Here is a 25,325-nt window from a genome sequence, read left to right as displayed (position 1 = left end):
AATTTTTATATTAAGGCGGTTTTTTATATTAAGATAACTTTAATAACTTAGAATTTATATGTGGTACCAACATACCAACTACCAACTGATTGATCATAATCTTTATGACTATCTTTATTTTCAAGAGTATAGAAGTCAGCCTCATAAGCTACACGCATACCTAGGCCTGGTATTTGTTTAATTTGATACTCGACACCTGCACCTAAACGATATAAGCCGCCATCTTTTTTAAAGCCTCCCGACTTAATAAACATTTGACCTAGACCAGCTGTAGCAAAAGGACGTAAACCATTATCAAACGTATAACCAACATTCGCTGCAATACTGTATGACTGTTGTTTAACCTTAAAGTGGCTTGTCTCTCCTTCAGACACGGCAGTATATTTAGTATCACCATAAGAAGTATATTGCGCTTCAATAGAAACAATACGGTTAAATTGGTAACCCGTAATTACTTTATATGCTGCATCTGATTTAGTTGAAAGACCAATGTCATTTATCTTAGACATTTCTGATCCAAGTTTATCATGGAAATCTGTTGTACCTACACCACCACCAACATAAAATCCTTTATACTTATTTACTGCCGTATTATTTTCGCTAGCAACTGCATATGAAGATAATAATGAACACATCACTGTAGCGATAACTAATTTTTTCATGAGATATAAATCCAAATTGGGAATTAAAAAGAAGTGGCAATAATACAAATTCATCTCAAAAAAAAACAAACCAAAAAAAAACCATAAGCAAATAACAAAAACACAATGATAAAATATTTCAAATTAAGTCAATAAAAACAATAAAAATAAATTTATTTATAAAAACAATACGTTGAAAAATCGATTTCAAATATATTTATCGACAAATAATTGTTACCTATAAAAATATAAGAACTAATTTTTATAACAAACCATATCAAACACATCATTTTTATTCATTGAATAGAAGTACATCTTGTTTCCTAAATATTTATAAGCATACGATATACTATACCCCTGATAATCCTCATAACTCTTATTTATATTATTATCCTGAACTTGTTTAAGTAATCTTACTCGATCAAAATTTAACGTTATTTCGTTATCTTTTTTGTTATATTTACCTTCGTAAAATACCTCTACTGGTGATATCTCACCTTCCTTTTTTTCTACTGTAATATATTCATGAATCATAAAACTGTCTTCAGAGCTAAAGGTGAAAATCATATGCTCTGTAAGATTACTATATTCAGAATAAGCTTTAGAGATAAAGCTATTTTTAGATTGATCACAATACCATCGTGTCGTCACGAGACTATCTTGTTTGAAATTCAAAGTGTAAAATATAAGTAATAATATAATAACCGAGATCGACAATGTGATATTTATCGCTTTCAACATACAACGTTTTTTCCTAACAAATAATCATTCAATTTATCACCTAAATTATTTTTAATATATTCAGACATTCTAAAATTAAACGCCCTTCCATCTTTATTCATAATAAAAATAACTAATCCAACATGATTTTTAATTCTAGTATTATTATAGAACCTCACATAAACTTCAGAGTTACAAATTGAAGACAAGCCTTTTTTAAGCGATTTAATAATTTCATCTTCATCTAATCCACCATTCTTTATAGTATGGATATAAACGTTATTATTATTTATATTCACTAATTTAGAATAACTAGATGCATTAACAAAATATGGTCGTGATTTTATTTCATGATATTTATAAAAAATCATACCTACTGTTACCCCACAAAATAACAATAATAATAATGTTATTTTATGACTAGCTAACCAGCTAACTTTAGATAATTTACTATCAAAAGATATGACAGTCGGACGTCTATTACTCATTTGTTCTTTATCAATAAGATCTATAGCATCAGTATCGCTATTATCGACACTCTTTTGTATTCCTCCTATACCCTCAATAACTTCAAGCAAATATCCAGATTTACTTACGGTAGTAATAGTGAAAACATCAGGACAGTTTTTATACAGTATTTTCCTTAATTTAGAAATAACATTGGTTAGCGCCTGCTCAGAGACAATAACATCTCCCCAGCATTGAGATAATAAATAATCTTTCTCAACACATTGTCCTTGATGCTCTAATAATAATAAAAAGACATCACTCACTCTTGGCGTAAAATACTCGGTATAGCCATTTTCATGTGTCAATATCCGTGTTGAGCAATCATAACGGATCGGGCCAATTTGATATATTTCACTGCTGATCATGATAATATCACTTTTAACATAACGTATAACTAATTATCAGTTATATTAACATCTTTATCCAATAAGATATGACGTTTATAAAAAAAGAGAGCTAATAAGCTCTCTTTTTTTATATTGATATCAGCACTATGTATATTTATTGTTCTTCTTCGTATAAATATTTAGAGATTTTAACGCGGTGGGTATACCAAATCGCGCCACTTTCTCGACCATACTTTTTAATACGATCAGCAACTAATTCTGGTTGATGGTTATTACAATAAGCTTGTAAATCACCATAAAAATTCAGAGCTAATTGACAAGCTTCAGGATTCATAAAGTAATAACCGCCAACGCGAGTATAAATTTTACGAAGTCCATTGATTGTTAGCACATAAAGCGTGTTACCTGATTTACCAGCCATGCCTTGGAACAAGCGGTAATCATAGTAGTTAAAAGCGCGTGCTCGGCAAATTTCCTCACACAATTGAGGGTCATTTTTACCGTATTTATCAACGATTTTTTTTACTTCTTGGAGTAAGTTTACTCGATCATCACTATTTTCAATAAACTCAGCAAAACTCTCAGCAGCTAATAATCGCTGACATGATTCAATGACATGCTGAATTAATTCGCTAGAGTTATCGGGATTACCTTTGACAGCATAGCGCATAAAAACACTACTGATATCCGTACGAGCAGCCAATAAATCAGCCAAAACTCGTTGGACATCCTGTCCATCTAATGTGATTAACGTATCGAGAATGCTTAAACCTGAAGTATCCATGTAATTATTTACACGGGTCGGTTTACCATGCTGAATCGTTAGCCAACCATCTCGTGCCAAACGCTGTAATACTTCACGTAGTGTCGTGCGAGTTACACCAATCAATTCCGAAAGTTCACGCTCAGCAGGAAGAATAGAGCCCTGAGGAAAGTGATTATTCCAGATACTTTCAATAATGTATTTCTCAGCAAACGTCGCTGGGCTATCAGCCTTAATAACCATCTAAGTTCAATCCAATTCGCTTCTTGCTTATGTTATTTATTAACACTCATCATACCACTAGTTCTTCAATTGCTGAAATCTAGTCTATAACTCTGACACTAAGCAGATAGATATGTACAAAAATAAACCATCTACACCATCAGTAACTCAATTAGTGGCACTATTTTATTAGGTTGCAATATTTAGCCCGCAATATTCTGTATATTATAGCGCTAATGTCTTAGGTATCGCCCTCAGTTTGTGATGAAAATGTCATAATAACTTTACATATATGTGTCTGCGGTTGACTAATAGAATTCAGTCGGTAGAGTTATCATTAACACACTGGGAGCAAATGGACGCTGCTGCCTGCTTTAAGTTAAATATCATCATTTTTATCTATGGTGTTTATCTTAAAGAACTTAATCACCCCTGAAATTTTTAGCATGATGCCATTAATTGTCAGCTGATTAGTACTAGCAAGCCTTCGTACCATTTAATACCTTCAAATTTGTACTAATAATAAGAGATTTAAACATGGCCATATCGCTAGGGAATGCCTTTATAAAAAACTTTTTAGGTAAGGCACCCGACTGGTACAAGATTGCAATCATTTCTTTTCTTATCATTAACCCATTGGTTTTCTTTCTCGTTGATCCTTTCGTTGCTGGGTGGTTATTGGTGGTAGAGTTTATCTTTACTCTCGCAATGGCGCTTAAATGTTACCCTCTTCAACCCGGTGGTTTACTTGCCATTGAAGCTGTCGCTATCGGCATGACCAGTGCTGAACAAGTAAAACACGAGCTTGTCGCTAATATCGAAGTATTATTACTGCTAGTATTTATGGTTGCTGGCATCTACTTTATGAAGCAGCTGCTACTGTTTATTTTTACTAAAATACTCATAAGCATTAAGTCAAAGATCCTACTTTCACTGGCTTTTTGTGTCATGGCAGCCTTCCTATCAGCCTTTCTTGATGCACTAACAGTTATTGCTGTAGTAATCAGTGTTACTGTTGGCTTCTATAGCATCTATCACAAAGTCGCTTCAGGACAGGATCCTAATGCTCATCATGATCATACTGATGATGATCATGTTCAAGAACTTAGTCGAAATGATCTGGAAAACTATCGCGCCTTTTTACGTAGTTTATTAATGCATGCTGGTGTAGGTACTGCACTTGGTGGTGTGATGACAATGGTTGGTGAACCACAAAACCTCATCATTGCCGATCAAGCAGGGTGGCAATTCGGTGAATTTATTATTCGTATGTCTCCAGTAACTATTCCTGTGTTCATTTGTGGTCTGTGTACTTGTGTATTGGTTGAAAAGTTTAAAGTCTGTGGTTATGGTGCCAAATTACCTGAAAATGTGCGTACGATTTTAGTTGATCTTGACAATGAAGAGCGTAAACGCCGTACTAACCTTGATTATGCTAAATTTATCGTTCAAGGCATTATTGCGGTGTGGCTTATTATAGGTCTGGCAATGCACTTGGCCGCTGTGGGATTAATTGGTCTAACTGTGATTATTTTTGCAACAGCATTTACAGGCATAACCGAAGAACACGCTTTAGGTAAAGCATTTGAAGAGGCATTACCTTTCACCGCATTATTAGCGGTGTTCTTCTCTGTGGTTGCAGTGATCATTGATCAACAATTATTTACACCAATTATCAGCTGGGTATTAACCCTTGAAGGTAGCGCACAATTAACCATGTTCTATATTGCTAATGGTTTATTGTCGATGGTTTCTGATAATGTATTTGTCGGTACTGTTTATATTAACGAAGTAAAAGCAGCATTAGTTAATGGCGTGATCAATCGAAATCAATTCGATATGTTAGCGGTTGCGATTAATACTGGTACTAACTTACCGTCAGTAGCAACTCCTAATGGTCAAGCTGCCTTCTTATTTGTACTCACCTCTGCACTCGCCCCGTTAATCCGTCTGTCTTATGGACGCATGGTTTACATGGCCTTACCTTATACGATTGTCCTGACCTTTGTTGGCTTAGCTGGCATTGAATTATTATTAGTCCCAATGACTGATTGGTTCTACAACATGGGCTGGTTAACACAAACAACAATCGATGCAGCAGCCATTCCAGTTGTCGGTCATTAAAAACACCTAACCGTCTTAATCGCGATTTACTTATCTTTAGAGCTATGCTTGAATAACACCGAGTAATAGCTACCAAGGCCCTGATATTCAGGGTCTTGTTTTATCCAGTTCGTTATTAGAGTACCGATAATGCAAGTGCTTAATTCTTTTTCAAAAACACGTTTAGCTTGGTTACTACTGCTACTATCAATTATTTTCTTTGAAAGTTCAGCACTCTTTTTTGAACATGTCATGAACCTTGCACCTTGTGTGATGTGTGTTTATGAACGTGTTGCTATGATGGGGATTGGCATTGCTGCGCTAATCGGTCTGCTTGCACCTCGCAATGGTATATTACGTTGGATTGGTTTAGCGGGTTGGGGCTATGGCGCATTTCGTGGTTTAGAGTTAGCTTATGAGCATGTAGGGTATCAATTTAATCCTTCACCGTTTGCAACCTGTGATTTGTTTGTCCAATTTCCATCATGGGCACCATTGAATCATTGGGTTCCGTGGATGTTTGAAGCTTATGGTGATTGTGCCAAGGTGGTTTGGACGTTCCTTGATCTGTCAATGCCACAATGGCTGGTGATTATTTTTGCTGCCAATCTGATTGTATGGGCAGTGATGGTTATTGCACAATTTTTTGGTCACAAACGTTAAACGAACAATCAAATAAATAAAAAGCGAAGCTTTAAGGCTTCGCTTTTTTGATCATCCATTAAAGCAGCATCAATCGCTTTATGATGTAGACTCACTTACCAACGCAATATGATCTTGTAGCGCTGTGATAATCGGATAATCTGCCGCACAAAAACAGTAATTATCCAATTGTGCGAGTGCAACCCATGCCATTTGTTGGTGGCTATTTAATTGAATATCACCCTGTTGCCACTGGGTTAAATAACCTTTCAATTCAATCACTTTATCGCCATAATCAAATACGCTATCAGCAAGCCAGACGCCTGTTGTTGTTCTAATTGCTAACTCTTCATATAGTTCACGTTCTAGCGCCTGCGCAGGTGTTTCACCCACCTCAACTTTACCGCCAGGAAATTCCCACAAGCCGCCTTGACTAGCATTTTCTAACCGCTGCGCAATAAAATAACAACCGTCTTTTTCAATGACACCTGCCACAACAACCAAATGTGGTTTATGCTCTGTCATTACAGCGTTTTACCACAGCATTTTTTAAACTTTTTACCACTTTCACATGGGCATGGATCATTACGTCCAATACCTTTAAACGGATTAATTGCTTGTGCGCTAGCGCCAATCTGTAATTGATCCGCCGCCATCATAACTTCAGTTAGCATTAAAGGTAATTGAACATACAACTCAGTTGGCACCGGAATATCCGTTACACCAGCTTGTTCCATTAATGCTAATGTTTCAGTTTCATCCACCAGCAACATTAATGTGGTCAATAACGCTGATAACATTCGCATGGTGCCGTCTGACACTGTTTGCTGTTGCCAATTTGGCTCAATAAATACCCATACAGCTAAGAAGCCTTGAGCAAACTCACGTAATGCAACTTGGTTAGCACCGTCTTGTTGCCAAACCAAACTCGCAGGCAGCTGATATTCACCTGCCTTAACGAATCGATATTGCATTTCAAATTGATTAAGAATAGCCACTTTATCGGCATCATTAACCGTTACTGTTGTAGCATCATCGCCGCCACCGTTGATTAAAGCTGATAGCCATACTTCTGGCTCCATTGGCTTAGGGTTAGCATTTGCGGCAAATAAAGCACCTTCAATAAAAGCAGCCGACATACCTTGCCACTGAGCAGGTAAGGTCATTAATGTGTTCATGGACTGTCCTAGTTAATTCTTTTGATTCAATTTAGGGATATTATACGTCGAATATGCGTGACAACAGCCATTACTGCACCATAAATTACCTTCAATGGTTGAAATTTGATGCACTTAAAAGCAAATTAGATAAAAATACGCTATTTATAATCTTCGACTTATTATGATGGATACACGTATGTCACCCCATTCACTGAATGCGATTATAGCTGGAGCCAGTGGCTTAGTCGGTACAGAGCTATTACATCAATTACTCGATCACCCCCGTTTTAACCACATTTACGCATTGACTCGTCAGTCACTTCCTTTTCATAGTAAGAAATTACATCAAATTATAGACAGTCAATTACGTATTATTGCTTGGGAAGATGATCAACCAGTACCTGAATATGGTTTTATCTGTTTAGGTACAACCAAAAAAAAAGCTGGTACCAATCAAGCCCTTGAAGCGATAGATGTTGATTTAGTCAAAAGTGTCGCAATTACTATGAAAAATCTTGGAGTTAGACACCTCATCATCGTTTCAAGCTTAGGTGCATGTAAGCATTCACCGTCGCATTATTTACGTTGCAAAGGCAAAATGGAACAAGCACTAACAGCACTAGGGTTTGAACATTGTGTTTTTGTGCGCCCAGGCCCACTTAAAGGTGAACGCAATACACCACGTAAAGATGAGCTCGCCATTCAACGTATTTTTGAAACCATTCACCCAATAATGCTAGGCCCACTCAAACACTTCACGCCAATTCCTGCAGAAGATGTGGCGACCAGCATGGTAAAGATGGCCATTGCGTGCGATAAGCACCACTTACAGGCTACAACAGTTATTTCAGGCCATCATTTACGGTCAATATAAAAACAAAGATGACAAATAACCTAACTCGCACTAGACTCTTGCCCCTTAGCGAATTTACTGAGTAGAGCAACCACCCCAATGCGAGTTATTTTAGGCCCGATGGAAGGCGTATTAGATCACCTAATGCGCGAGATGCTAACCGAAATTAATGACTATGACCTTTGTGTCACTGAATTTGTACGTATTATTGATAGCCTCTTACCTAATAGTGTTTTCTATCGTTTATGTCCTGAATTACACCAAGGCGGTCAAACACGCTCAGGTACCCCAGTGCGAGTACAATTACTGGGGCAATATCCTCAATGGATGGCAGAAAATGCCCATCGTGCTTGTAATCTTGGTTCAGCAGGTGTCGATATTAACTTTGGTTGTCCAGCTAAAGCGGTCAATAAAAGCCGTGGCGGTGCGGTATTACTGAAAGAGCCCGAGCTCATCTATCAAATCGTTAAAGCCACCCGCGCAGCAGTAAATCCAACCAAACCGGTGACAGCAAAGGTACGCTTAGGTTGGGATGATCCTCAGCAATGTTTTGAGATTGCCGATGCCATTGCCCAAGCTGGCGCTGATGAAATGGTTATCCACGCACGTACCAAAGATGATGGCTATAAAGCAGATACCATCAAATGGGATTATATTCGCCAACTGCGCCAACATGTAAAATTACCCATTATTGCCAATGGTGAAGTATGGAACTATGCCGATGGTCAAGCTTGTTTAGCAGCTACCAATACTGATGCCTTAATGGTTTGTCGTGGCGCATTAAACTTACCTAACTTAGGCAATGTAGTGAAACATAACCAAGCACCAATGACGTGGGAGCAAGTATTAGCCCTGTTATTAACTTATTCTCAATTTGAGATAAAAGGCGATAAAGGTTTATATTATCCTAACCGTGTCAAACAATGGTTTGCCTATCTACGCCATCAGTACCCACAAGCTAAGCTATTATTCACCGATATTCGTTGCCTAAATAAAGCTGCGCCAATTATTGAACGATTACAACAAGCTCAACAGCAGTTGTAATCGTGATTATCTCCTCCTCTTTTACTAACGCATGTATAGAGGGGGAATAAACAAACGCTTTACTCCCGCACTCAATAACACCTTCCACAATAAAATTATTCCACAGCTGCTAATTTTTGAGCCATTATTTAATCAGCTATCTATAACAATAAAGGATTAATAATGCGTTGGAAGAACTCTCGCCAAAGCTCAAATATTGAAGACCGACGTGGTGACAGCCCGCAGCAAGCCAGTACATCCAGTGCGGGATTATTACGCTTAGTCCCTCTACTCATGCGCAGTAAAGGCGGACGAATTATATTAGTTATTGGCGCTCTATTCTTTGCTTATCAATATTTCACTGGTGGCAGTAATTCTGTTGGTATTCAACAATCATCGTCATCTAAAACAGCGCCAGTACAGTTAAATGATGAAAACAAACAGTTTGTAGCAGCTATTCTTGGCTCAACAGAAAGTATTTGGAATAAACAGTTGGCAGGCAAATACCAACCACCGACATTGGTGTTGTATAACAATATTACCCGTACAGGTTGTGGTACAGGCTCTGCACAATCAGGCCCTTTTTATTGTCCTGCTGATCAAAAAATCTATCTTGATCTTGGCTTTATCGATGAGTTAAAAAAACTCGGCGCACCTGGTGATTTTGCATTTGCATATGTGATTGCACATGAAGTGGGTCACCATGTACAAAAACTGCTCGGCACCAGCGATAAAGTCTCTCAGCTACAACAACGTAGTGATAAGCGCACCGCCAATCAGCTCAGTGTAAAATTAGAGCTACAAGCAGATTGCTATGCCGGAGTCTGGGGCCATTATGTTAACCAACAAGGCATGCTTGATGAGGGAGATCTTGAAGAAGGCCTTAATGCTGCGAGTGCCGTTGGTGACGACCGATTACAAAAAATGGCAGGGCAAGCAGTACAACCTGATGCTTTTACCCATGGTAGTTCAAAACAGCGTATTGCCTGGTTTCAAAAAGGATTTAAAAGCGGCGATCCTCGTGCGTGTAACACCTTTACTCAGCCTTAATTCACGCTCGAGTGTTCACTATTAATAGTTATTTTTATATTCCAAATAGCGGCTCATGTTTTTATTAATGAGCCGTTGTCATTGTAGCGTTTTCTATAATCACATTTATTTACAATTATAGGTTTTCTCTCCACGACTATTCGTATACCGTCATACTCCAAATATAGCGGTGTTTTGCAAGATAGTTACTTATATAAACGAAGTTAGTTTTATTTCTATAGGGAAAATAGAATGTTCAAAAAAAGTTTGTTGGTCTTACTGTGCTCCTTTTCAGCTTATGCACAGGCAGGATTTGAGGTTATCACTTTAGGGAGCAAAGGAGGTATTCAAGATGGTAATTTAACCGCTTTTCTGCTCAAAGATAGCCGTGATACTAATTACGTCACCCTTGATGCAGGAACTGTGGTGAATGGCCTTATTGTCGCAGAAGAAAAACAAGCCTTTAAAGATATTGAGATTCCAAAAAATTCACCTTATACCAACGTTGGTTATGTTCTGCGTGAAAAAATTAAAGGTTATTTAATTAGCCATGCGCATCTTGATCACCTTGCCGGAATGATCATTGCCTCCCCCGATGACAGTCATAAATATATTTATGGTTTACCATCAGTAAATGAAACCATCGCTAAAACTTATTTTAATTGGCAGGCATGGCCAAACTTTGGAAATAAAGGTCAAGGTTATCAATTAGGTAAATACCAATACCGTGATTTATCCGCTCAAACATGGTTACCGATTAAAGACACCTCTTTACAAGTTAAAGCCTTACCGTTAAGTCATGCTGGAGTTGAATCATCGGCATTTGTTATTAAAAATAACCAACACCAAGTCATGGTCTATCTTGGTGACACCGGTGCTGATAGCGTTGAGCAAAGCGATCACCTCAATAGTTTATGGTCAACGTTAGCGCCTTATATTAAGAATAAACAATTAAAAGGGATCATGATTGAAACCTCTTTCACCAATAAAGTGCCAGAGCGTTCTTTATATGGTCATTTAACCCCTAAATTATTATTAGAAGAATTGGCGATACTTGAATATAAGGCTGGCGGCAAAGGCAGTTTAGCCGGACTACCGATTGTGATCACCCATATAAAATATAGCTTGCTGAAAGACATAAATCCTCAAGCAATTATTAAACAGCAACTTATTGCCGCTAATACTTTTGGAGTCAGCTTCCATTTCCCCGCGCAAGGCGAACGCTTTAGCTTATAACAACGTACGGTATAACTTACCCTCTATAAATAAAAACGCCTCCATCACTGTTGCAGTGATGAAGGCGTTTTTTATCTAATCAGCAATGAATATTTTATTCACTAATACGGTTTGGATGGTTCAAGATGTGATCCTCCCAATCGATAACGTCAATCTCATACACAATTTTATCACGTACAGATTCACCCGCTTTGTGCATCGCTGCTTTAGAACCAGTGATCAAAGGATGCCACTCAGGTAATGGCTTGCCCTCTGCCAGCAAACGATAAGCACAAGTTTCAGGCAACCATACAAACTCGTCAATACGCTCACGTGTTAGCTTAAGGCACTCTTCACCTGACTCAAATCGATTCATATAATCTTTGCATGAGCATGTTTGGTTATCAAGCAGACTACAAGCGACATTGGTGTAATAGATATCATCGGTATCATCATCAATTAACTTATGCAGACAACATTTGCCACAGCCATCACACAGTGATTCCCACTCTTGATCTGTCATTGTCGTTAAGTCTTTCTGTTGCCAAAAATGGGTCATGATACTTACACCAGTATTGTTATTTGTGTCGCTCAATACGCCACAATAATGAATGAGCTTATTAATAAATATAGCAGTCGGTTTTTATAGCGATCTATACGGTAAACTGCAAATTAAAAATACCTATTAATCGTTAATAACGACCAGAATAAGAGTTATTATCATTTAAAAGTAAAGTAGCACTATGAGGGTTGCATCGTCAGCGTAGACAAAAGCAATAAGTTATTTGGCTTTTAAGAGTAACAATGGTAATTTGCGCAGCCGATTTGCAAAGCAGAAAGAGAAAAATATGATGGAATGTCGTCTAGGGTGTGGCGCATGTTGTATTGCACCAAGTATATCGTCATCGATTCCAGGTATGCTAAATGGTAAACCCGCAGGTGTTCGTTGCATTCAGCTTAATGAAAACAATCTGTGCAAATTATTTGGTAAACCTGAACGCCCAGCAGTGTGCCATAATTTTAAAGCTTGCTCTGATATTTGTGGTAATACCAACGAGCAAGCCTTAACAATTATTACTGAACTTGAGCAAATAACGTAATCATTATTGCTGTTCATTTATTGATATGTGATTCTATTCTTTGGTTACGCCAGTAAGAATACGCAATGCCGTTTTAGCATTTTCTACAACTTGATGGCCAGAATATGTCAGATATCCTCCATCCTCTTCAGTCACTAATCCTTTCGCATACAAACGTTGTGCTGCAGAGATAACAGCAGGACTTGCATCGCTATGAACCTTAATGCCTTCCATATTGCTATGCATAGGGAATTTTACCAGTAGATTCATTTCATCAACGATATCGGGAGTGTACGGCATAGTCACCTCTATATATGGAAAATCCCAGCGGGATAAATAATCTATTATTAATATTAGCGTTTGTTGGTAATAAAACTAGGTGCAGGGATCAATATCTGAAGATTTTTCTCCACCAATATGAGACTTAGGTCAAAAATTCGAATATCTATAAGTCATTCAATTTCATAACTGTATAAAAAACAACCTAACGTATTGAGGGATATAAAAAAGCCGCTTAGAAAAGATCTCATATACCATGAAAACTTTTGCTATTAGCGGCTTTTTTGACAGCGATTAATCGCTATTATGCTTGAATACCAACAATTAACCATGGCGCATTAGGCTTACGTAAATCACGCTCTAAGTGCCATACATCGTTAATATCTTCTTCTACGCCTTCTGCGCTATCTTTATAACGGCCACTAAACTTAATACTTAGTTGCGCCATATTAGCGTCATGATCTGCACGTACAAGTTCAGCATCAACATACATCACTTCTGTATGCTGCTCACCTGACAGCTTTTCACGTTCTGCGGTTAAATCAGCCATGAGTGCTGGCGACACATATTCACGAATTTTTTCTAATTCGTTGTGGTTCCACGCACCTTGAATAACACGGTAATGATCACGAGAACCATTTAAAAATGCATTCATATTAAAGTTTGGCGGCAAATTAAACGGCACGTCACTATCAGTTGATTCAAAACCAGATGATTGTGGTTGTTGTGCTGCACCTTGACGGAACTGTTGTTGCTGACGCTGCTGTTGCTGAGACTGACGGGGGGAATTACCCGCATACGACTCACGGTGTCCCATTGGCGTACTTTTATTAGCGCGCATTGCTTTAAATAGCTTAAACAATACAAAAGCAATGATACCAATGATCAGAATATCCATAAATTGGATACCATCAAATGCACCACCAAAGAAAGCAGCTAACAAACCACCAGCAAGAAGACCACCTAATAAACCACCCATTAGGCCTTTTTTCGCTGATGATGCAGCAGTTGGATTTTGTTTACGGATAGTATCAGTCTGTTGTGGTTGTTGCTTACGAACCGGAGCGGTTTTAAAACTTTTACCAAAAGACTTACCACCACCGAATTTTTTTGCTTCTGCATGTGGTGCAGTAAATGACACTGCCACAATAAGAGCAAATACGGTAAAAAAGCGTTTCATAATAATCGATATACCTTCGTCATTAACTCTAAGCATCGTAGCTATTCGCTACAGAATGTCAATTTAATCACCCATCAAAATTGTTACTAACGTTTAACATTGTTACTATGGTCAAATATGTCCCCTTTAAAATTCTAATAATCAGACATCTAACACTAGCAATATAGACATTTACATGTTGTGAATCGCCATATAATTAAACATAAATACATTTAATGCGCATACTTATGCACAATAAATTCAACTAATACAACCTAAAAGGTGAAAATTACAATATCCTTCCATATATTATCCGCAGTAAACGTTTATTATTATATACTGTTTTTTATAACATCAGTGAAAGTGCAAAATACTCATTAAAAGACCGCGTTTTCTTTGATTATTATCATTTCCTCAATGGAGACATCTATGCAAAACAACAATACACACAGTAAATTTGTGGGTTATCTTTTGTGGATTTTTGGTTTTACTGGCGCACACCGCTTTTATTACGGTAAGCCTGTAACCGGTACAATTTGGTTTTTAACATTAGGATTACTGGGTATTGGCTGGTTAATCGACTTATTTTTGATCCCATCAATGAACCGTGAATCAGATTTGCGCTTCGCTAGTGGTGAAATCGATTACAACATTGCATGGCTATTACTGACCTTCCTTGGCGTGTTTGGTGTTCATCGTATGTATATGGGTAAATGGATCTCCGGTATCCTTTACTTATGTACCTTTGGTTTCTTTCTCATCGGTATCCTGATCGACTTCTGGACACTCAATGATCAAGTCTCATTAGAGAACACCAAAAAACGAAATGCATAATATTTAATTGGAATTTATATTGTGGCTAATATCAATGCCACAATATCTTCGTTATGCCAAACTTACTTATATTCCGCATAACGATTCATGGATGATAATAATTAACAATAATTAAAAAAACCGCTTATCGCTAAGCTAATTATAACAATTGCAAACATATTTAAAGAGTATAATTCCATGGCAAGAAGAAATGACCACACCCGCGAAGAATTGGTAAATATGACCCTTGAGCAAGTGAAAAATTTTCTTGATGAACATCCACATCATGAACTTAGTTTACGTAAAGTCGCGGCGATGATTGGCTATGTACCAAGTACATTGGTCAATGTGTTCGGTAACTATAACTTATTACTCCTTCATGCCGTTGCTCAAACACTTGACGAATTATTCCAGCAAGCTGAATTGTGTGTTCGTGATTCAACATCTTCACAGCAAGCCCTACGTAATCTTGCTTTTTGCTATCTTGATTTTGCCACAGCGCATCCTTATCGTTGGCAGTTAATTTTCCAACATACAATGAACGGTGAAGATCTTCCTGAATGGCAAACTGATCGTATTGATAATATGACAGGCATGCTAGAAACACTGATCGGTCAAATTAATAGTGATATGAGTGACAAGCAAGTACTTGAAGCAAGTCGTGTTATTTGGGCGGGTGTGCATGGTATTACGCTATTAACTGTGGATGATAAATTGTTCACCTCAAGCCCTGTTGATGGTAAAGCGCTAATCAATAACTTATTAGACACTTATTTAAACTCATGGCACAAATAATTTAACGAGAATCGTACAATGTCCCCTAAGTCACAATCAAACCTGCTAACTCAACGCCGGTTTTTACCTTACTTTCTTACTCAGGCCTTAGGGGCATTTAACGACAATGTTTATAAAAATATTCTACTTATTTTCATTGCTTATGCGTCGGTGCACACGTTACCACTTAGTGCTGATTTATTAATCAATTTAGCTGCGGGCTTATTTATCCTGCCCTTTTTTCTATTTTCAGCCTCAGCAGGTATTCTTGCTGATATTTATGATAAAGCTAAAATCATGCGCATCGTTAAATTGGCGGAAGTCATTATCATGTGCTGCGCGGCCGTGGCGTTTATTTACCAAAGTTACCTTACTTTACTGTTCTTATTGTTTTTAATGGGAACGCAATCGGCTTTCTTTGGCCCTGCAAAATATGCACTTTTACCACAGCACCTCAAAAAAAATGAGTTAGTATCAGGCAATGCACTGGTTGAAACTGGCACATTCCTTGCTATTTTATTGGGTACTATTATCGCAGGTGTTATCGCTAATAGTGATAATGGCCGCTATATTGCTGCAATTAGTGTCATTATTTTTGCTATTTTAGGCTATCTTGCCTCACTTGCGATCCCTGCTGCACCACCAAGCCAACAACATGTAAAGTTTCAGTGGCGTCCATGGCAACAAACGCGTCATACCATGAAAATCGCTCAACAAGATAAAATCATTTTCCAATGTATTATTGGCATTAGTTGGTTTTGGTTTTTAGGGGCATGTTACCTCACTCAATTTCCTAACTTTGCTCGCACCAATTTAGGCGGCCAAGCATCATCGGTATCTTTTTTATTAACTTTGTTTTCCATCGGTATTGCCGTCGGTTCAATGCTATGTGATCGCCTCTCACAGCACCGGGTTGATCCGGGGATTGTACCTATTGGTTGTTTTGGGATCAGTTTGTTTGGATTTGGCCTATACGCAATGACACCCAGTGTGATCCCTGCCACTGATGGCATTATCGCCTTCATAAGTCAGCCATCATTATGGCCAGTTTTTATCTCGTTATTATTACTTGGTATTGCCGGTGGTATTTTTATAGTGCCGTTATATACCTTAATGCAGCAACGCGCCAAAGAAGATCAGCGCGCTCAAATAATTGCAGCTAATAATATTTGGAATGCGGTGTTTATGGTTATTAGTGCAATAGCCGCGATTGTATGCTTATCTTTATTGCAGCTTTCTATTCCACAATTTTTCTTATTACTGGCTGGGTTAAATAGTCTTGTATTGCTGTATATCTATTTTCAAGCTCCAGATTTTTTTTGGCGTTTTGTAGTGTGGGTTGTCACTCATACCATGTATCGCGTCAGTCATCATAATCTTAATAACCTTCCGCAGCAGGGTGGCACATTATTAGTCTGTAACCATGTCAGTTATATGGATGCACTATTATTAGCAGGGGCTTGCCCTCGTCCGATTCGTTTTTTGATGGATAAAGACATTTATAACCTGCCCGTGGTTAATACTTTCTGTCGAGCCTGTAAAGCAATACCGGTTGATGCCAATGATCGCAAATCAGTACGCACGGCTTTTGCTCAAGTTGCTACCTATTTAGAAAATGGCGATATTGTATGTGTGTTCCCAGAAGGTCACTTAACGCAAGATGGTGAAATTGCCCCTTTTATGCGTGGCATTGATTTAATTATTAAACGCTCAACGGTGCAAGTGATCCCTGTAGCTTTACAAGGTTTATGGGGCAGCTACTTTAGTCGTGAAGGCGGACATGCGCTACTTAAATGGCCGAAGCGTTGTTGGTCAAAAGTTACTATCGTTGCTGGCGAATGTGTCCCATCACAAGCAACCGATAGCCAATTATTACGCCAACAAGTTATCGCATTACGTGGTGATAAACGCTAGTGTTTAGTCTGTAATTACAATAAAAAAGGCGAAGCAATGATGCTTCGCCTTTAAGTTAACTCTTGTGATTAATCTATTCTTGGATGGCTAACCACTGCGCTAAATCTGCTCGTGAAATTTTTACATTTTGAGTAAATTTTTCAGGCAAGGCAATATAGCGAATCGGGCGCTTATATGGTGCGACATGTTGTGACATATAACTCGCTAACTGATCCATTAAATGGTCATCTAATGGCTCAGATGTCGTCAGTATTGCCACAGGTCGTGCGCCAAATTCCTGATCGGTCATAGGTAACACTATCACTTGATTCACCGCTGGGTGCTGTAATAACACCTGCTCAATATCTTCTGGCTGCACATTCTCGCCACCAGAAATAAACATATTATCAGCCCGCCCACGAATAAATAGCTCGTCATCATGCCACTCACCGAGATCTTTAGTGGCAAACCAATCATCGTCATCATCACAACCCAATAACGAAAAGATGGTTTTATTACGGTAATAACCTAGACATAGCACGTTACCGCGCACACAAATTTCACCGTCCCGTAAAATCAATTCTCGATATGGCAGCACTGTGCCAACACCAGCACTGCTATTGGCGCGTTTTGCGGTAATGGTTGATGCCATTTCTGTCATGCCATAGCCGCTCCAACATTCAATACCTACTTGCTGGGCCGCTGTAGTTAAACTCACGGGAATAGTCGCGCCACCTAATAGTACTTGTTGCAACTGATGCTGCTGTGCATAGTCAGAGTCAAGGAAACGCTGCAATTGCGTCGGCACTAATGATGCATGAGTTACCCATTGTAAGGCTTGCTGTTGTAACTCTGGTGCTACCACAACAATACTTGCACCACGGTATAACCACCGCCACACAATCGCCAACCCAGAAATATGGAACAAAGGTAGTGACAATAACCAACTGTCGTCAGCGGTAAATGTCATTTGCTTTAATAGTCCACGTGCACTGGCTAGGTGTGATTGTGCATTATGCACCACCGCCTTAGGCAAACCTGTCGAGCCCGACGTTAAGGTTAAACTCACTGGACGATGCTCTTGCCACATCACAGGGATCAAACGCTCAGAGGTTACTTCTGGTATTAACGAAAGGGTTTTACCCGTAAGCTCTGCGGCGAGGTCACTATTGTCACACCAAATATAATCATTATTGAGAGCGGTTAACTGTTCAGTTAATGCATTGAGTGGCAATTTAGGATTAAGTCCTACATACCGCGCGCCAACGCGAATAATGGCTAATAGCAGCCATAAAACATCAATACTATTGGGTGCAACCACGGCAACTAATTGATCGCGTTTTACCCCTTGAGCAACGAGTCGTTGAGCATACTTTTCAATATTAGCGGTAACTTCAATCCAATTCCACGTCACAGCACCAGCATTAGCATCACCTAATGCTATCGCAACTTCTGTTGGTCGGTGCTTGGCCCAATATTGCCAAGGCCACATTTGAAATGCTGGTTTTATTTGTGCCATACCATGTCTAATTCAGATAAAGGGACTACCGGTAATTCACAATCAGGCCATGACTGGATTAATTGCACTTGGAATAATTGCATGGTGTCTAACCCAGGGATCACATTCGGCGTTTGCCATTGTGCTAACCGCGCGAGCTGATTTAAGCCTAAACTTGATTCAATGCTTGAACTAATTACTGCGGTAAGCCCTGCAGCATGTGCTTGCTCAATCAATGCAATACAACGTGCAAGTGAACCAATTAAGGTTGGCTTAATGATAATCGCAGCAACACCAGGCTCTGCTTTTACTTCAAATCCAACATCACGGACAGTTTCATCCCAAGCAATGTTAATTCCGGTTTGTTGTGCAAACGCTAAACTGTCACTGGGCAAACGACAAGGCTCTTCTAAAAAGGCAATACCGCTGCGGTGTTCAGGTTTAATATATTTAGCAAATTGTTGCGCTTTTAATGGCGTCCATTGGCGATTAGCATCAAGGCGTAATTGCATGTCTGGAATCGCTTCAAGCAGCATATTTGCCACAATACCATCGCGTACTGCTTCATACATGCCAACTTTTATCTTCGCCACTTTATTACCTGGCATCTGATTTAAGCGTACCACTAAATCATCGGGATCGCCGGAGCATAATGGCGCAACTAAATAATTTCCAGTCTCAGGAAGCTCTGCCGCTAACTCAGCGATTGCACAACTGATACCAAACGCAACCGATGGAAAAGCAGCATCAAGATCAAGCTCTTCACCAGCAACCCACTGTGAGAGTATCTGTTGTGCTTGCTCGCCAGCCTCAGTTGCTGTCTCAAGGCTAAATTCAGGTAATGGTGCAATTTCACCATAAGCTCGTTGTTGATCTTGGCATAATTCAATCACCCAACCTTCACGCGTAATCAAACGTTGATCACGTAAGATAACTCCAGAATCCATTGGAAGTTGGTATTGAAATAACTTCGCACTACGCATTGCATTTCCTTTATATAATGCCAGAGACGTATTAACCAAACACTCTAGCCAAAAACAGAGTTGCTATTTGTTACATCACAGTATTATTAATCAATAAAATTTAATAATGCCGCAGTAAAAGCAGTAGGTTGTTCAATATGAATATTATGACCTGCGTTTTCTATCATCGTAACGTCTAAGCCAGACGTCGATGCTAATTGACAAAACTTATCATCACGCTCACCACAAACATAATGAATAGGAATAGCAAGCTGCTGTAACTGAGGTAATAACTGCGGTTGTTTAGCCAGTGAGGTTGCTAACATCATTTGAGCAATACCTGAGCCTAAATTATCACTTCGTTTAGCAACTAATGCTTGTCGCTGCTCGACAGTCAATGAAGCAAAAACAGGTTGTTGATACCAATCGTGTAATACATCAACTAATGGCTGTTGAGCAAATCGTGCAGCCCAACGTTGATCATGCAAGTAACGCGGTTCACGGTCAGCAACCGCTAAACCGAAATGTCCACCTTCAAGTAACATTTTGATTAATCGTGGAGAGTCTGATGATGTTGAGTAAGTTGTTAATGCACACGCATGATACATTGCCAATCGAGCGCCCATTGAATAGCCAACCAACACATAATCTTCAACGCCACGCTGAGCCAATGTTGCCGTCAATGCGTGATGAACAGCCTCAAAGCCACCATCAATCGCTTCTGTCGTCATATCTGTATTAACAAACGCACTTAGACCATGGCCCGGTAAATCAATAGTTATACATTGGTAAGTTGTCGCAAGCTGGCTAATGACATAACGCCAATCACGTCCATTACCTAAAAGGCCATGCAGAAAAACCAATGTTGGCTGAGAAGCCTGCGTTTTAACGCCAAAGGTTTCAGAATAAAGTAGCATGTTTAACCTCATCAAATAACACTTTCAACATCTCCCCAGCTTCACCTGCAGGGGTTTTTATTTCAACTAAAGTTGTACCAACATGCTGCTGTCCTTCACGGATCGCTGTTTCAGCCGCCATTAATGACATCGGTGCACAATAATTTAAGCCAAACATCGCCGCGGCATGGCTAAACTCAAACCCGTGCGGCATGCGATAAAAATCATCTTTTTGTTGAACAGGTACCGGCAGCATATCAAAAATACCACCGCCATCATTGTTGGTTACAATAATAACAATCGGGTATTGCTGTTGCTTTAATAATGCCAATGAATTGAGATCATAGAGTAACGAAGTATCACCAATCAAACACACTAACGGAGCTTTTCGCGCGCGTTGCACCCCTGCTGTAGTGGCAATTAAGCCATCAATGCCTGATGCACCGCGGTTGGCAAATGTTGCGGTTAACGGTAATTGAGCACACATATCTAATAAGCGTACAATCATACTGTTACCCAAAAACAGCTCCGTTTGCGGGGCTATCCATTGCATGACATTAGCGGCTAAACCCAACTCAGAAAACGGCATGCTGTGAGCTGCAACAATATCAAAATAGTGCTCAGATGCAGTCGCTAATGGTAATGCCCATTGTGCGTGTAATGATTCAGTGGTGATATCAATCGCAGCTTGCGCCCATACTTTAATATTGGCTTGAATACGTTGGCTACGGCGGTGATTGGGATCTAATCGACCTGCTAACGGATCTATTAGCAAAAAAGACTGCCATGAATGCTGACCTATCAGCTGCAATAAACGCTTTGATACTAATCGACCACCAAATTGTAATAACACTTGTGCTTGCTGAAGATGGTCCTGACAAGCTGTATTTTGCAACCAACCATCAAAACCAGCATAAGCACTACTGCCACCTGCTTGCGGATCCACCAGCAATGGCCACCCTAACACTGTGGCTAATTGGCGCACCACATTGAGTTCATTTGCCGCCATTCGACCTGCAACTATCACCCCTTTTTGAGCGCACAATGATTGCCACTGAGAGTGATCAATAGTAGCGGTTGTCGAAGCAAGTAACGCTTGGTGATCACAATATGGACGTTGATCTTGCTGCCACTGTGCAACAGGTTTTAAATACTCACTAAAATCTACATCATCGCCATATAACGGCTCTGGATAATGACAATTAAAGTGGACTGAACCACCGCGCAATTGCTGTTGTTGCATCACATCATCAATCGCACACAATAACCAATTGGGTTCAATATCCAAACTTGGGCTTGGAATATCTAAAAAGTGGTTAACATGATTTGAAAAAATGCCATGCTGACGAATCGCTTGATTAGCACCACATTGGATCAACTCAGCAGGGCGATCAGAGGTTAATAACACCAGTTTTTCACCCGTTAAGCCTGTTTCTGCAACGGCAGGTAATAAATTGGCAACCGCTGTACCTGACGTCACAATCACAGCAACCGGAGCTTGCGATGCTTTGGCTAACCCTAAAGCTAAAAAACCTAAGCCACGCTCATCAAAATGAGTATGAATAGTCAGTTGAGGTAATTTTGCTGCCGCCAAGGTTAATGGTGTAGAACGGGATCCAGGGGCAATACAAACGTCTTGTACACCAAGCCTGACTAACTCTTCCAACATTAAACTTGCCCAGCAACCATTTAATGCCGCACGGTATGACTGACTTGTTGTTAATGAAGGCTGCATCATGCGCTTTTATATCCCATATTATCCATAATATTATCATCACCAGAGCCTGGCTGTTCAAACAAACTGCATAAGGTTGATGTTTTACGATCAAGCTCTTTCCATTCACTGTCAGCTACTGATCCTGGCACGATGCCAGCACCTGCAAATAAATACAAATCATCACCACTGATCATTGCACTGCGGATCGCTACACAAAATTCACTGTGCTTTTGACCAATATAACCCACCGCACCACTGTACCAACCACGTGCAAACGGTTCATGCTCAGAGATGAAATTTAAGGCAGCATCGCGAGGTAAACCAGCAATCGCCGCAGTTGGCTGTAAGCTATCGAGCAAATTAGCACTAAACACGGTATCGTTAAGTTGACCATCAATACTGCGCTTTAAATGCTGCACTTTACGTAACTGAACCAATTCAGGCACAGGGGCAACGTTCATTGATTCACATTGCGGCACTAAGCGTTCAACAATGTCATCTACCACTAAACGGTTTTCATAGCGGTTTTTGGTATCAGCCAATAACCACTGCGCTAATTGTTGATCTTCTTGAGCATCAACGCCGCGACCAATCGTACCCGCCAACGCTTCGGTTTGTAGCACTCGATCATGACGTTGAAATAGTCGTTCTGGTGTTGAACCAATAAAGCAATGCTCAGCATCTAAGGCCATCAAAAAATGAAAGCTGTTACTGTTACTAGCACGACTTGCTTTTAGCAATTGGGCTGGTAATACTGGATGATCAAGCTGTAATGTTGTTCGTCGAGCCAATACTACTTTTTCAAATTCATCATTAGCAATACCCGCTAGCGCTTGATCAATCATGGTTGACCAACCCGCAAAATCAGGACTGTAGCTACGACTTAAAATTCGACTGTTAATATCAGCGACCACCTCTGGGTTAGTGGCAATTTTATTCAGCATCGCTAACATGCGTGGCTTATCGTCACTCATGTTTGCAGCAAGATGCCACTCACCATCAAAACGAATGATTTCAAGCAATGGCAAAAAGAAAAAAGATGATAGGCAACGACGATTACGATCGGTATGGCCATCAAAAGAACGTCCACCCCATACGCGTTGATCATCACTAATGACCTTTTCTGCGGTTAATGGATCAGTAAACGTTCGGATCTGCCCTAACGCCACCACTTCTTCACGGCAATCACGTGACTGCCAATAAAATTTAGGAAATAGCGGTTGTGCATCCATCCAATCAATTAAATCAGTATTTGCTGGTAGTTCTAGTTTTACTCGTAATCGTTGTGTTGTTACTGATGCTTGCTTAATTTTAGCAATCAATAATTCAACGGCTTGTTGTAACGCAGTCAAGATAACCTCGCTCAGCTTAATATCACCAATACGGCTCATCCCTGGCTGAAAGATAAAATATGCCAATCATGGACATACTCGATTCTTTGCTAAGAATAGTCATTATTTCAACGCTTACCTATTGAGAGGCAACTCATTGATTATCAGCAAAGAAGAATGATGGGTATATTCTACCTCACTCAATAGCATCTGACTAATGAAGTAACATCATTCCTTTTGGCGATATTTCAGCACAAATAGCTGAACCTTAACTGTAATTATAGTTAATACCGCAACCGCGATGGGTTCGATATAACACAAAAAACTATTTTTCCAAATTTTGTGCTGAAAGGTGTTCCTTTAAACCAGTTTTATAGTGTAATTTGTGGGGATACCAAAAATTATCATCAGGAAAGTATTATATGCAAAATTTCGGGATGTCATCCAAGCTCAATAATGTTTGTTATGACATACGTGGTCCCGTTCTAAAACATGCCAAGCGCATGGAAGAAGAAGGCCAAAAAATACTTAAACTTAATATTGGCAACCCAGCCCCGTTTGGGTTTGATGCCCCTGATGAAATTTTAGTTGATGTAATTCGTAATTTGCCAACATCTCAAGGTTACTGTGATTCAAAAGGCATTTACTCTGCACGTAAAGCCGTGGTCCAGCATTACCAAAAATGTGGCTTATTAGACATCGATGTTGAAGATGTTTTTATTGGTAACGGTGTGTCAGAGTTAATCGTGATGGCGATGCAGGCATTGCTTAATCATAAAGACGAAATCTTAGTGCCATCACCTGACTATCCATTATGGACTGCTGCAGTATCACTTTCAGGTGGTACAGCGGTGCACTATACCTGTGATGAACAATCAGATTGGTACCCTGATCTAAACGATATCAAGAAAAAGATTGGACCGCATACCCGTGGCATCGTACTGATCAACCCTAATAACCCAACTGGTGCAGTTTACAGTCGTGAGTTTTTACTTGAAATAGTTGAAATCGCTCGTCAACATAACTTGATCATTTTTGCTGATGAAATCTACGATAAAATTCTCTATGACGGTGCTAAACACACCTCGATTGCACCGTTAGCGCCCGATGTATTCTGTATTACATTCAATGGCCTATCTAAATCATACCGCGTGTGTGGTTTCCGTGCTGGTTGGATGGTGTTATCAGGTGCAAAACATAAAGCTAAAGGCTACATTGAAGGCCTAGAAATGCTCTCTTCTATGCGCTTATGTGCTAACGTGCCGATGCAACATGCGATTCAAACCGCACTCGGTGGTTATCAAAGTATCAAAGAGTTGATTTTACCTGGTGGGCGTTTACTTGAACAACGCGATAAAGCCTATGATTTATTAACGCAAATTCCGGGGATTTCATGTGTAAAACCCAAAGGGGCGTTATATTTATTCCCGAAATTAGATCAGAAAAAATTCAATATTGTTGATGATCAGCGTTTTGCCATGGACTTCTTATTACAAGAAAAAGTGCTCGTGGTTCATGGAACAGGTTTTAACTGGAAACAACCAGATCACTTCCGTATTGTAACGTTACCGCGGGTTGATGACCTAGAACAAGCAATGACTCGCCTTGAGCGTTTCTTACATAGCTATCGTCAATAACGACCACTCGCTAACAACATAACATTAGCCTCGAATCTTCGAGGCTTTTATTTATCAGC

The 25,325-nt window shown here is 39.5% G+C and carries 25 protein-coding genes; 11 read left to right on the top strand and 14 right to left on the bottom strand.

Annotation, left to right across the window (positions count from 1 at the left end):
- Positions 1-47 precede the first annotated feature (47 nt).
- From PAND9192_RS11710 to fadR, 4 genes are all read right to left on the bottom strand, one after another.
- Positions 48-662 carry an outer membrane beta-barrel protein gene (locus PAND9192_RS11710; protein ID WP_087853969.1) on the bottom strand — a complete coding sequence of 205 codons (615 nt, stop codon included), beginning with the start codon at positions 660-662 and terminating at the stop codon, positions 48-50.
- A gap of 234 nt (positions 663-896) precedes the next feature.
- Positions 897-1,292 carry a hypothetical protein gene (locus tag PAND9192_RS11705; RefSeq protein ID WP_144018104.1) on the bottom strand — a complete coding sequence of 132 codons (396 nt, stop codon included), beginning with the start codon at positions 1,290-1,292 and terminating at the stop codon, positions 897-899.
- A gap of 83 nt (positions 1,293-1,375) precedes the next feature.
- A complete protein-coding gene (locus PAND9192_RS11700) occupies positions 1,376-2,236 on the bottom strand; it encodes a winged helix-turn-helix domain-containing protein (protein ID WP_087853967.1) in 861 nt (286 codons plus the stop codon).
- 136 nt (positions 2,237-2,372) lie between these two features.
- Positions 2,373-3,224: a fatty acid metabolism transcriptional regulator FadR gene (gene fadR / locus PAND9192_RS11695; protein WP_087820913.1), complete on the bottom strand. Its 852-nt coding sequence runs from the start codon at positions 3,222-3,224 to the stop codon at positions 2,373-2,375.
- A 516-nt stretch (positions 3,225-3,740) separates the two neighbouring features.
- Between fadR and nhaB the strand changes: the two genes are divergently transcribed.
- Complete coding sequence (gene nhaB / locus PAND9192_RS11690) at positions 3,741-5,327, top strand: Na(+)/H(+) antiporter NhaB (RefSeq protein ID WP_087853966.1); 1,587 nt, start codon at positions 3,741-3,743, stop codon at positions 5,325-5,327.
- 129 nt (positions 5,328-5,456) lie between these two features.
- Positions 5,457-5,969: a disulfide bond formation protein DsbB gene (gene dsbB, locus PAND9192_RS11685; protein WP_087853965.1), complete on the top strand. Its 513-nt coding sequence runs from the start codon at positions 5,457-5,459 to the stop codon at positions 5,967-5,969.
- A gap of 78 nt (positions 5,970-6,047) precedes the next feature.
- Here dsbB and PAND9192_RS11680 read toward each other — a convergent pair whose 3' ends face one another.
- Both PAND9192_RS11680 and PAND9192_RS11675 read right to left on the bottom strand, forming a co-directional pair.
- Positions 6,048-6,473: a (deoxy)nucleoside triphosphate pyrophosphohydrolase gene (locus PAND9192_RS11680; RefSeq protein ID WP_087853964.1), complete on the bottom strand. Its 426-nt coding sequence runs from the start codon at positions 6,471-6,473 to the stop codon at positions 6,048-6,050.
- Positions 6,473-7,126, bottom strand: a complete 654-nt coding sequence (locus tag PAND9192_RS11675; RefSeq protein ID WP_087853963.1) for an SEC-C metal-binding domain-containing protein — start codon at positions 7,124-7,126, stop codon at positions 6,473-6,475. The genes PAND9192_RS11680 and PAND9192_RS11675 overlap by 1 nt, the downstream gene beginning before the upstream one ends.
- A 178-nt stretch (positions 7,127-7,304) precedes the next feature.
- Here PAND9192_RS11675 and PAND9192_RS11670 point away from each other — a divergent pair, with 178 nt between their 5' ends.
- The 4 genes from PAND9192_RS11670 (at position 7,305) to PAND9192_RS11655 (ending at position 11,249) form a co-directional block, all read left to right on the top strand.
- Positions 7,305-7,982, top strand: a complete 678-nt coding sequence (locus PAND9192_RS11670; RefSeq protein ID WP_087853962.1) for an NAD(P)H-binding protein — start codon at positions 7,305-7,307, stop codon at positions 7,980-7,982.
- Positions 7,983-8,060: 78 nt separating this feature from the next.
- Complete coding sequence (gene dusC / locus PAND9192_RS11665; RefSeq protein ID WP_060998136.1) at positions 8,061-9,005, top strand: tRNA dihydrouridine(16) synthase DusC; 945 nt, start codon at positions 8,061-8,063, stop codon at positions 9,003-9,005.
- 162 nt (positions 9,006-9,167) lie between these two features.
- A complete protein-coding gene (ypfJ, locus tag PAND9192_RS11660) occupies positions 9,168-10,034 on the top strand; it encodes a KPN_02809 family neutral zinc metallopeptidase (RefSeq protein ID WP_087853961.1) in 867 nt (288 codons plus the stop codon).
- Between the two features lie 231 nt (positions 10,035-10,265).
- Positions 10,266-11,249, top strand: a complete 984-nt coding sequence (locus PAND9192_RS11655) for an MBL fold metallo-hydrolase (RefSeq protein ID WP_087853960.1) — start codon at positions 10,266-10,268, stop codon at positions 11,247-11,249.
- A gap of 94 nt (positions 11,250-11,343) precedes the next feature.
- Here the strand turns inward: PAND9192_RS11655 and PAND9192_RS11650 are convergent, their stop codons facing one another.
- Positions 11,344-11,787, bottom strand: a complete 444-nt coding sequence (locus tag PAND9192_RS11650) for a YcgN family cysteine cluster protein (RefSeq protein ID WP_087853959.1) — start codon at positions 11,785-11,787, stop codon at positions 11,344-11,346.
- A 292-nt stretch (positions 11,788-12,079) separates the two neighbouring features.
- Here PAND9192_RS11650 and PAND9192_RS11645 point away from each other — a divergent pair, with 292 nt between their 5' ends.
- Entirely contained in the window at positions 12,080-12,328 is a 249-nt protein-coding gene (locus PAND9192_RS11645; protein ID WP_087821091.1) for a YkgJ family cysteine cluster protein, read from the top strand.
- 33 nt (positions 12,329-12,361) lie between these two features.
- Here PAND9192_RS11645 and PAND9192_RS11640 read toward each other — a convergent pair whose 3' ends face one another.
- Together PAND9192_RS11640 and PAND9192_RS11635 are read right to left on the bottom strand one after the other, a co-directional pair.
- Positions 12,362-12,607, bottom strand: coding sequence for a TIGR02647 family protein (locus PAND9192_RS11640; protein WP_060997287.1), 246 nt, complete (start codon positions 12,605-12,607; stop codon positions 12,362-12,364).
- A 283-nt stretch (positions 12,608-12,890) separates the two neighbouring features.
- The gene (locus PAND9192_RS11635; RefSeq protein ID WP_087853958.1) at positions 12,891-13,766 is read right to left on the bottom strand and encodes a Tim44 domain-containing protein; all 876 of its coding nucleotides are present in this window, start codon (positions 13,764-13,766) and stop codon (positions 12,891-12,893) included.
- Between the two features lie 408 nt (positions 13,767-14,174).
- Here PAND9192_RS11635 and PAND9192_RS11630 point away from each other — a divergent pair, with 408 nt between their 5' ends.
- From PAND9192_RS11630 to PAND9192_RS11620, 3 genes are all read left to right on the top strand, one after another.
- A complete protein-coding gene (locus PAND9192_RS11630; protein ID WP_087853957.1) occupies positions 14,175-14,579 on the top strand; it encodes an NINE protein in 405 nt (134 codons plus the stop codon).
- A gap of 177 nt (positions 14,580-14,756) precedes the next feature.
- Positions 14,757-15,353, top strand: a complete 597-nt coding sequence (locus tag PAND9192_RS11625) for a TetR/AcrR family transcriptional regulator (protein ID WP_087853956.1) — start codon at positions 14,757-14,759, stop codon at positions 15,351-15,353.
- A gap of 18 nt (positions 15,354-15,371) precedes the next feature.
- Complete coding sequence (locus tag PAND9192_RS11620) at positions 15,372-17,246, top strand: MFS transporter (RefSeq protein WP_087853955.1); 1,875 nt, start codon at positions 15,372-15,374, stop codon at positions 17,244-17,246.
- Between the two features lie 73 nt (positions 17,247-17,319).
- Here the strand turns inward: PAND9192_RS11620 and menE are convergent, their stop codons facing one another.
- The 5 genes from menE to PAND9192_RS11595 all read right to left on the bottom strand — a co-directional run bounded on the left by menE (position 17,320) and on the right by PAND9192_RS11595 (position 23,689).
- Positions 17,320-18,744 carry an o-succinylbenzoate--CoA ligase gene (gene menE, locus PAND9192_RS11615; RefSeq protein ID WP_087853954.1) on the bottom strand — a complete coding sequence of 475 codons (1,425 nt, stop codon included), beginning with the start codon at positions 18,742-18,744 and terminating at the stop codon, positions 17,320-17,322.
- On the bottom strand, positions 18,732-19,706 hold the full coding sequence (gene menC / locus PAND9192_RS11610) for an o-succinylbenzoate synthase (RefSeq protein ID WP_087853953.1): 975 nt from the start codon (positions 19,704-19,706) through the stop codon (positions 18,732-18,734). Before menC ends, menE begins: the two co-directional genes overlap by 13 nt.
- 86 nt (positions 19,707-19,792) lie before the next feature.
- Positions 19,793-20,602, bottom strand: a complete 810-nt coding sequence (menH, locus tag PAND9192_RS11605) for a 2-succinyl-6-hydroxy-2,4-cyclohexadiene-1-carboxylate synthase (RefSeq protein ID WP_087853952.1) — start codon at positions 20,600-20,602, stop codon at positions 19,793-19,795.
- Positions 20,586-22,316, bottom strand: coding sequence for a 2-succinyl-5-enolpyruvyl-6-hydroxy-3-cyclohexene-1-carboxylic-acid synthase (gene menD, locus PAND9192_RS11600; protein ID WP_159458245.1), 1,731 nt, complete (start codon positions 22,314-22,316; stop codon positions 20,586-20,588). Before menD ends, menH begins: the two co-directional genes overlap by 17 nt.
- Positions 22,316-23,689, bottom strand: coding sequence for an isochorismate synthase (locus tag PAND9192_RS11595; protein WP_087853950.1), 1,374 nt, complete (start codon positions 23,687-23,689; stop codon positions 22,316-22,318). Before PAND9192_RS11595 ends, menD begins: the two co-directional genes overlap by 1 nt.
- 362 nt (positions 23,690-24,051) lie before the next feature.
- Between PAND9192_RS11595 and PAND9192_RS11590 the strand changes: the two genes are divergently transcribed.
- Positions 24,052-25,266, top strand: coding sequence for a pyridoxal phosphate-dependent aminotransferase (locus PAND9192_RS11590; protein ID WP_087853949.1), 1,215 nt, complete (start codon positions 24,052-24,054; stop codon positions 25,264-25,266).
- Positions 25,267-25,325: the final 59 nt, after the last annotated feature.

This window comes from Photobacterium andalusiense (assembly GCF_900185625.1).
Taxonomy (GTDB): Bacteria; Pseudomonadota; Gammaproteobacteria; order Enterobacterales; family Vibrionaceae; genus Photobacterium; species Photobacterium aquimaris.
The sequence above is the reverse complement of the archived record's forward strand: the minus strand, read 5'-3'. Positions and strand labels throughout refer to the sequence as shown.

Coding starts and splice junctions, on each gene's coding strand:
- PAND9192_RS11710 (WP_087853969.1), bottom strand. CDS start 662: ATGAAAAAATTAGTTATCGCTACAGTGATGTGTTCATTATTATCTTCA.
- PAND9192_RS11700 (WP_087853967.1), bottom strand. CDS start 2,236: ATGATCAGCAGTGAAATATATCAAATTGGCCCGATCCGTTATGATTGC.
- fadR (WP_087820913.1), bottom strand. CDS start 3,224: ATGGTTATTAAGGCTGATAGCCCAGCGACGTTTGCTGAGAAATACATT.
- nhaB (WP_087853966.1), top strand. CDS start 3,741: ATGGCCATATCGCTAGGGAATGCCTTTATAAAAAACTTTTTAGGTAAG.
- dsbB (WP_087853965.1), top strand. CDS start 5,457: ATGCAAGTGCTTAATTCTTTTTCAAAAACACGTTTAGCTTGGTTACTA.
- PAND9192_RS11680 (WP_087853964.1), bottom strand. CDS start 6,473: ATGACAGAGCATAAACCACATTTGGTTGTTGTGGCAGGTGTCATTGAA.
- PAND9192_RS11675 (WP_087853963.1), bottom strand. CDS start 7,126: ATGAACACATTAATGACCTTACCTGCTCAGTGGCAAGGTATGTCGGCT.
- PAND9192_RS11670 (WP_087853962.1), top strand. CDS start 7,305: ATGTCACCCCATTCACTGAATGCGATTATAGCTGGAGCCAGTGGCTTA.
- dusC (WP_060998136.1), top strand. CDS start 8,061: ATGCGAGTTATTTTAGGCCCGATGGAAGGCGTATTAGATCACCTAATG.
- ypfJ (WP_087853961.1), top strand. CDS start 9,168: ATGCGTTGGAAGAACTCTCGCCAAAGCTCAAATATTGAAGACCGACGT.
- PAND9192_RS11655 (WP_087853960.1), top strand. CDS start 10,266: ATGTTCAAAAAAAGTTTGTTGGTCTTACTGTGCTCCTTTTCAGCTTAT.
- PAND9192_RS11650 (WP_087853959.1), bottom strand. CDS start 11,787: ATGACCCATTTTTGGCAACAGAAAGACTTAACGACAATGACAGATCAA.
- PAND9192_RS11645 (WP_087821091.1), top strand. CDS start 12,080: ATGGAATGTCGTCTAGGGTGTGGCGCATGTTGTATTGCACCAAGTATA.
- PAND9192_RS11640 (WP_060997287.1), bottom strand. CDS start 12,607: ATGCCGTACACTCCCGATATCGTTGATGAAATGAATCTACTGGTAAAA.
- PAND9192_RS11635 (WP_087853958.1), bottom strand. CDS start 13,766: ATGAAACGCTTTTTTACCGTATTTGCTCTTATTGTGGCAGTGTCATTT.
- PAND9192_RS11630 (WP_087853957.1), top strand. CDS start 14,175: ATGCAAAACAACAATACACACAGTAAATTTGTGGGTTATCTTTTGTGG.
- PAND9192_RS11625 (WP_087853956.1), top strand. CDS start 14,757: ATGGCAAGAAGAAATGACCACACCCGCGAAGAATTGGTAAATATGACC.
- PAND9192_RS11620 (WP_087853955.1), top strand. CDS start 15,372: ATGTCCCCTAAGTCACAATCAAACCTGCTAACTCAACGCCGGTTTTTA.
- menE (WP_087853954.1), bottom strand. CDS start 18,744: ATGGCACAAATAAAACCAGCATTTCAAATGTGGCCTTGGCAATATTGG.
- menC (WP_087853953.1), bottom strand. CDS start 19,706: ATGCGTAGTGCGAAGTTATTTCAATACCAACTTCCAATGGATTCTGGA.
- menH (WP_087853952.1), bottom strand. CDS start 20,602: ATGCTACTTTATTCTGAAACCTTTGGCGTTAAAACGCAGGCTTCTCAG.
- menD (WP_159458245.1), bottom strand. CDS start 22,316: ATGCAGCCTTCATTAACAACAAGTCAGTCATACCGTGCGGCATTAAAT.
- PAND9192_RS11595 (WP_087853950.1), bottom strand. CDS start 23,689: ATGAGCCGTATTGGTGATATTAAGCTGAGCGAGGTTATCTTGACTGCG.
- PAND9192_RS11590 (WP_087853949.1), top strand. CDS start 24,052: ATGCAAAATTTCGGGATGTCATCCAAGCTCAATAATGTTTGTTATGAC.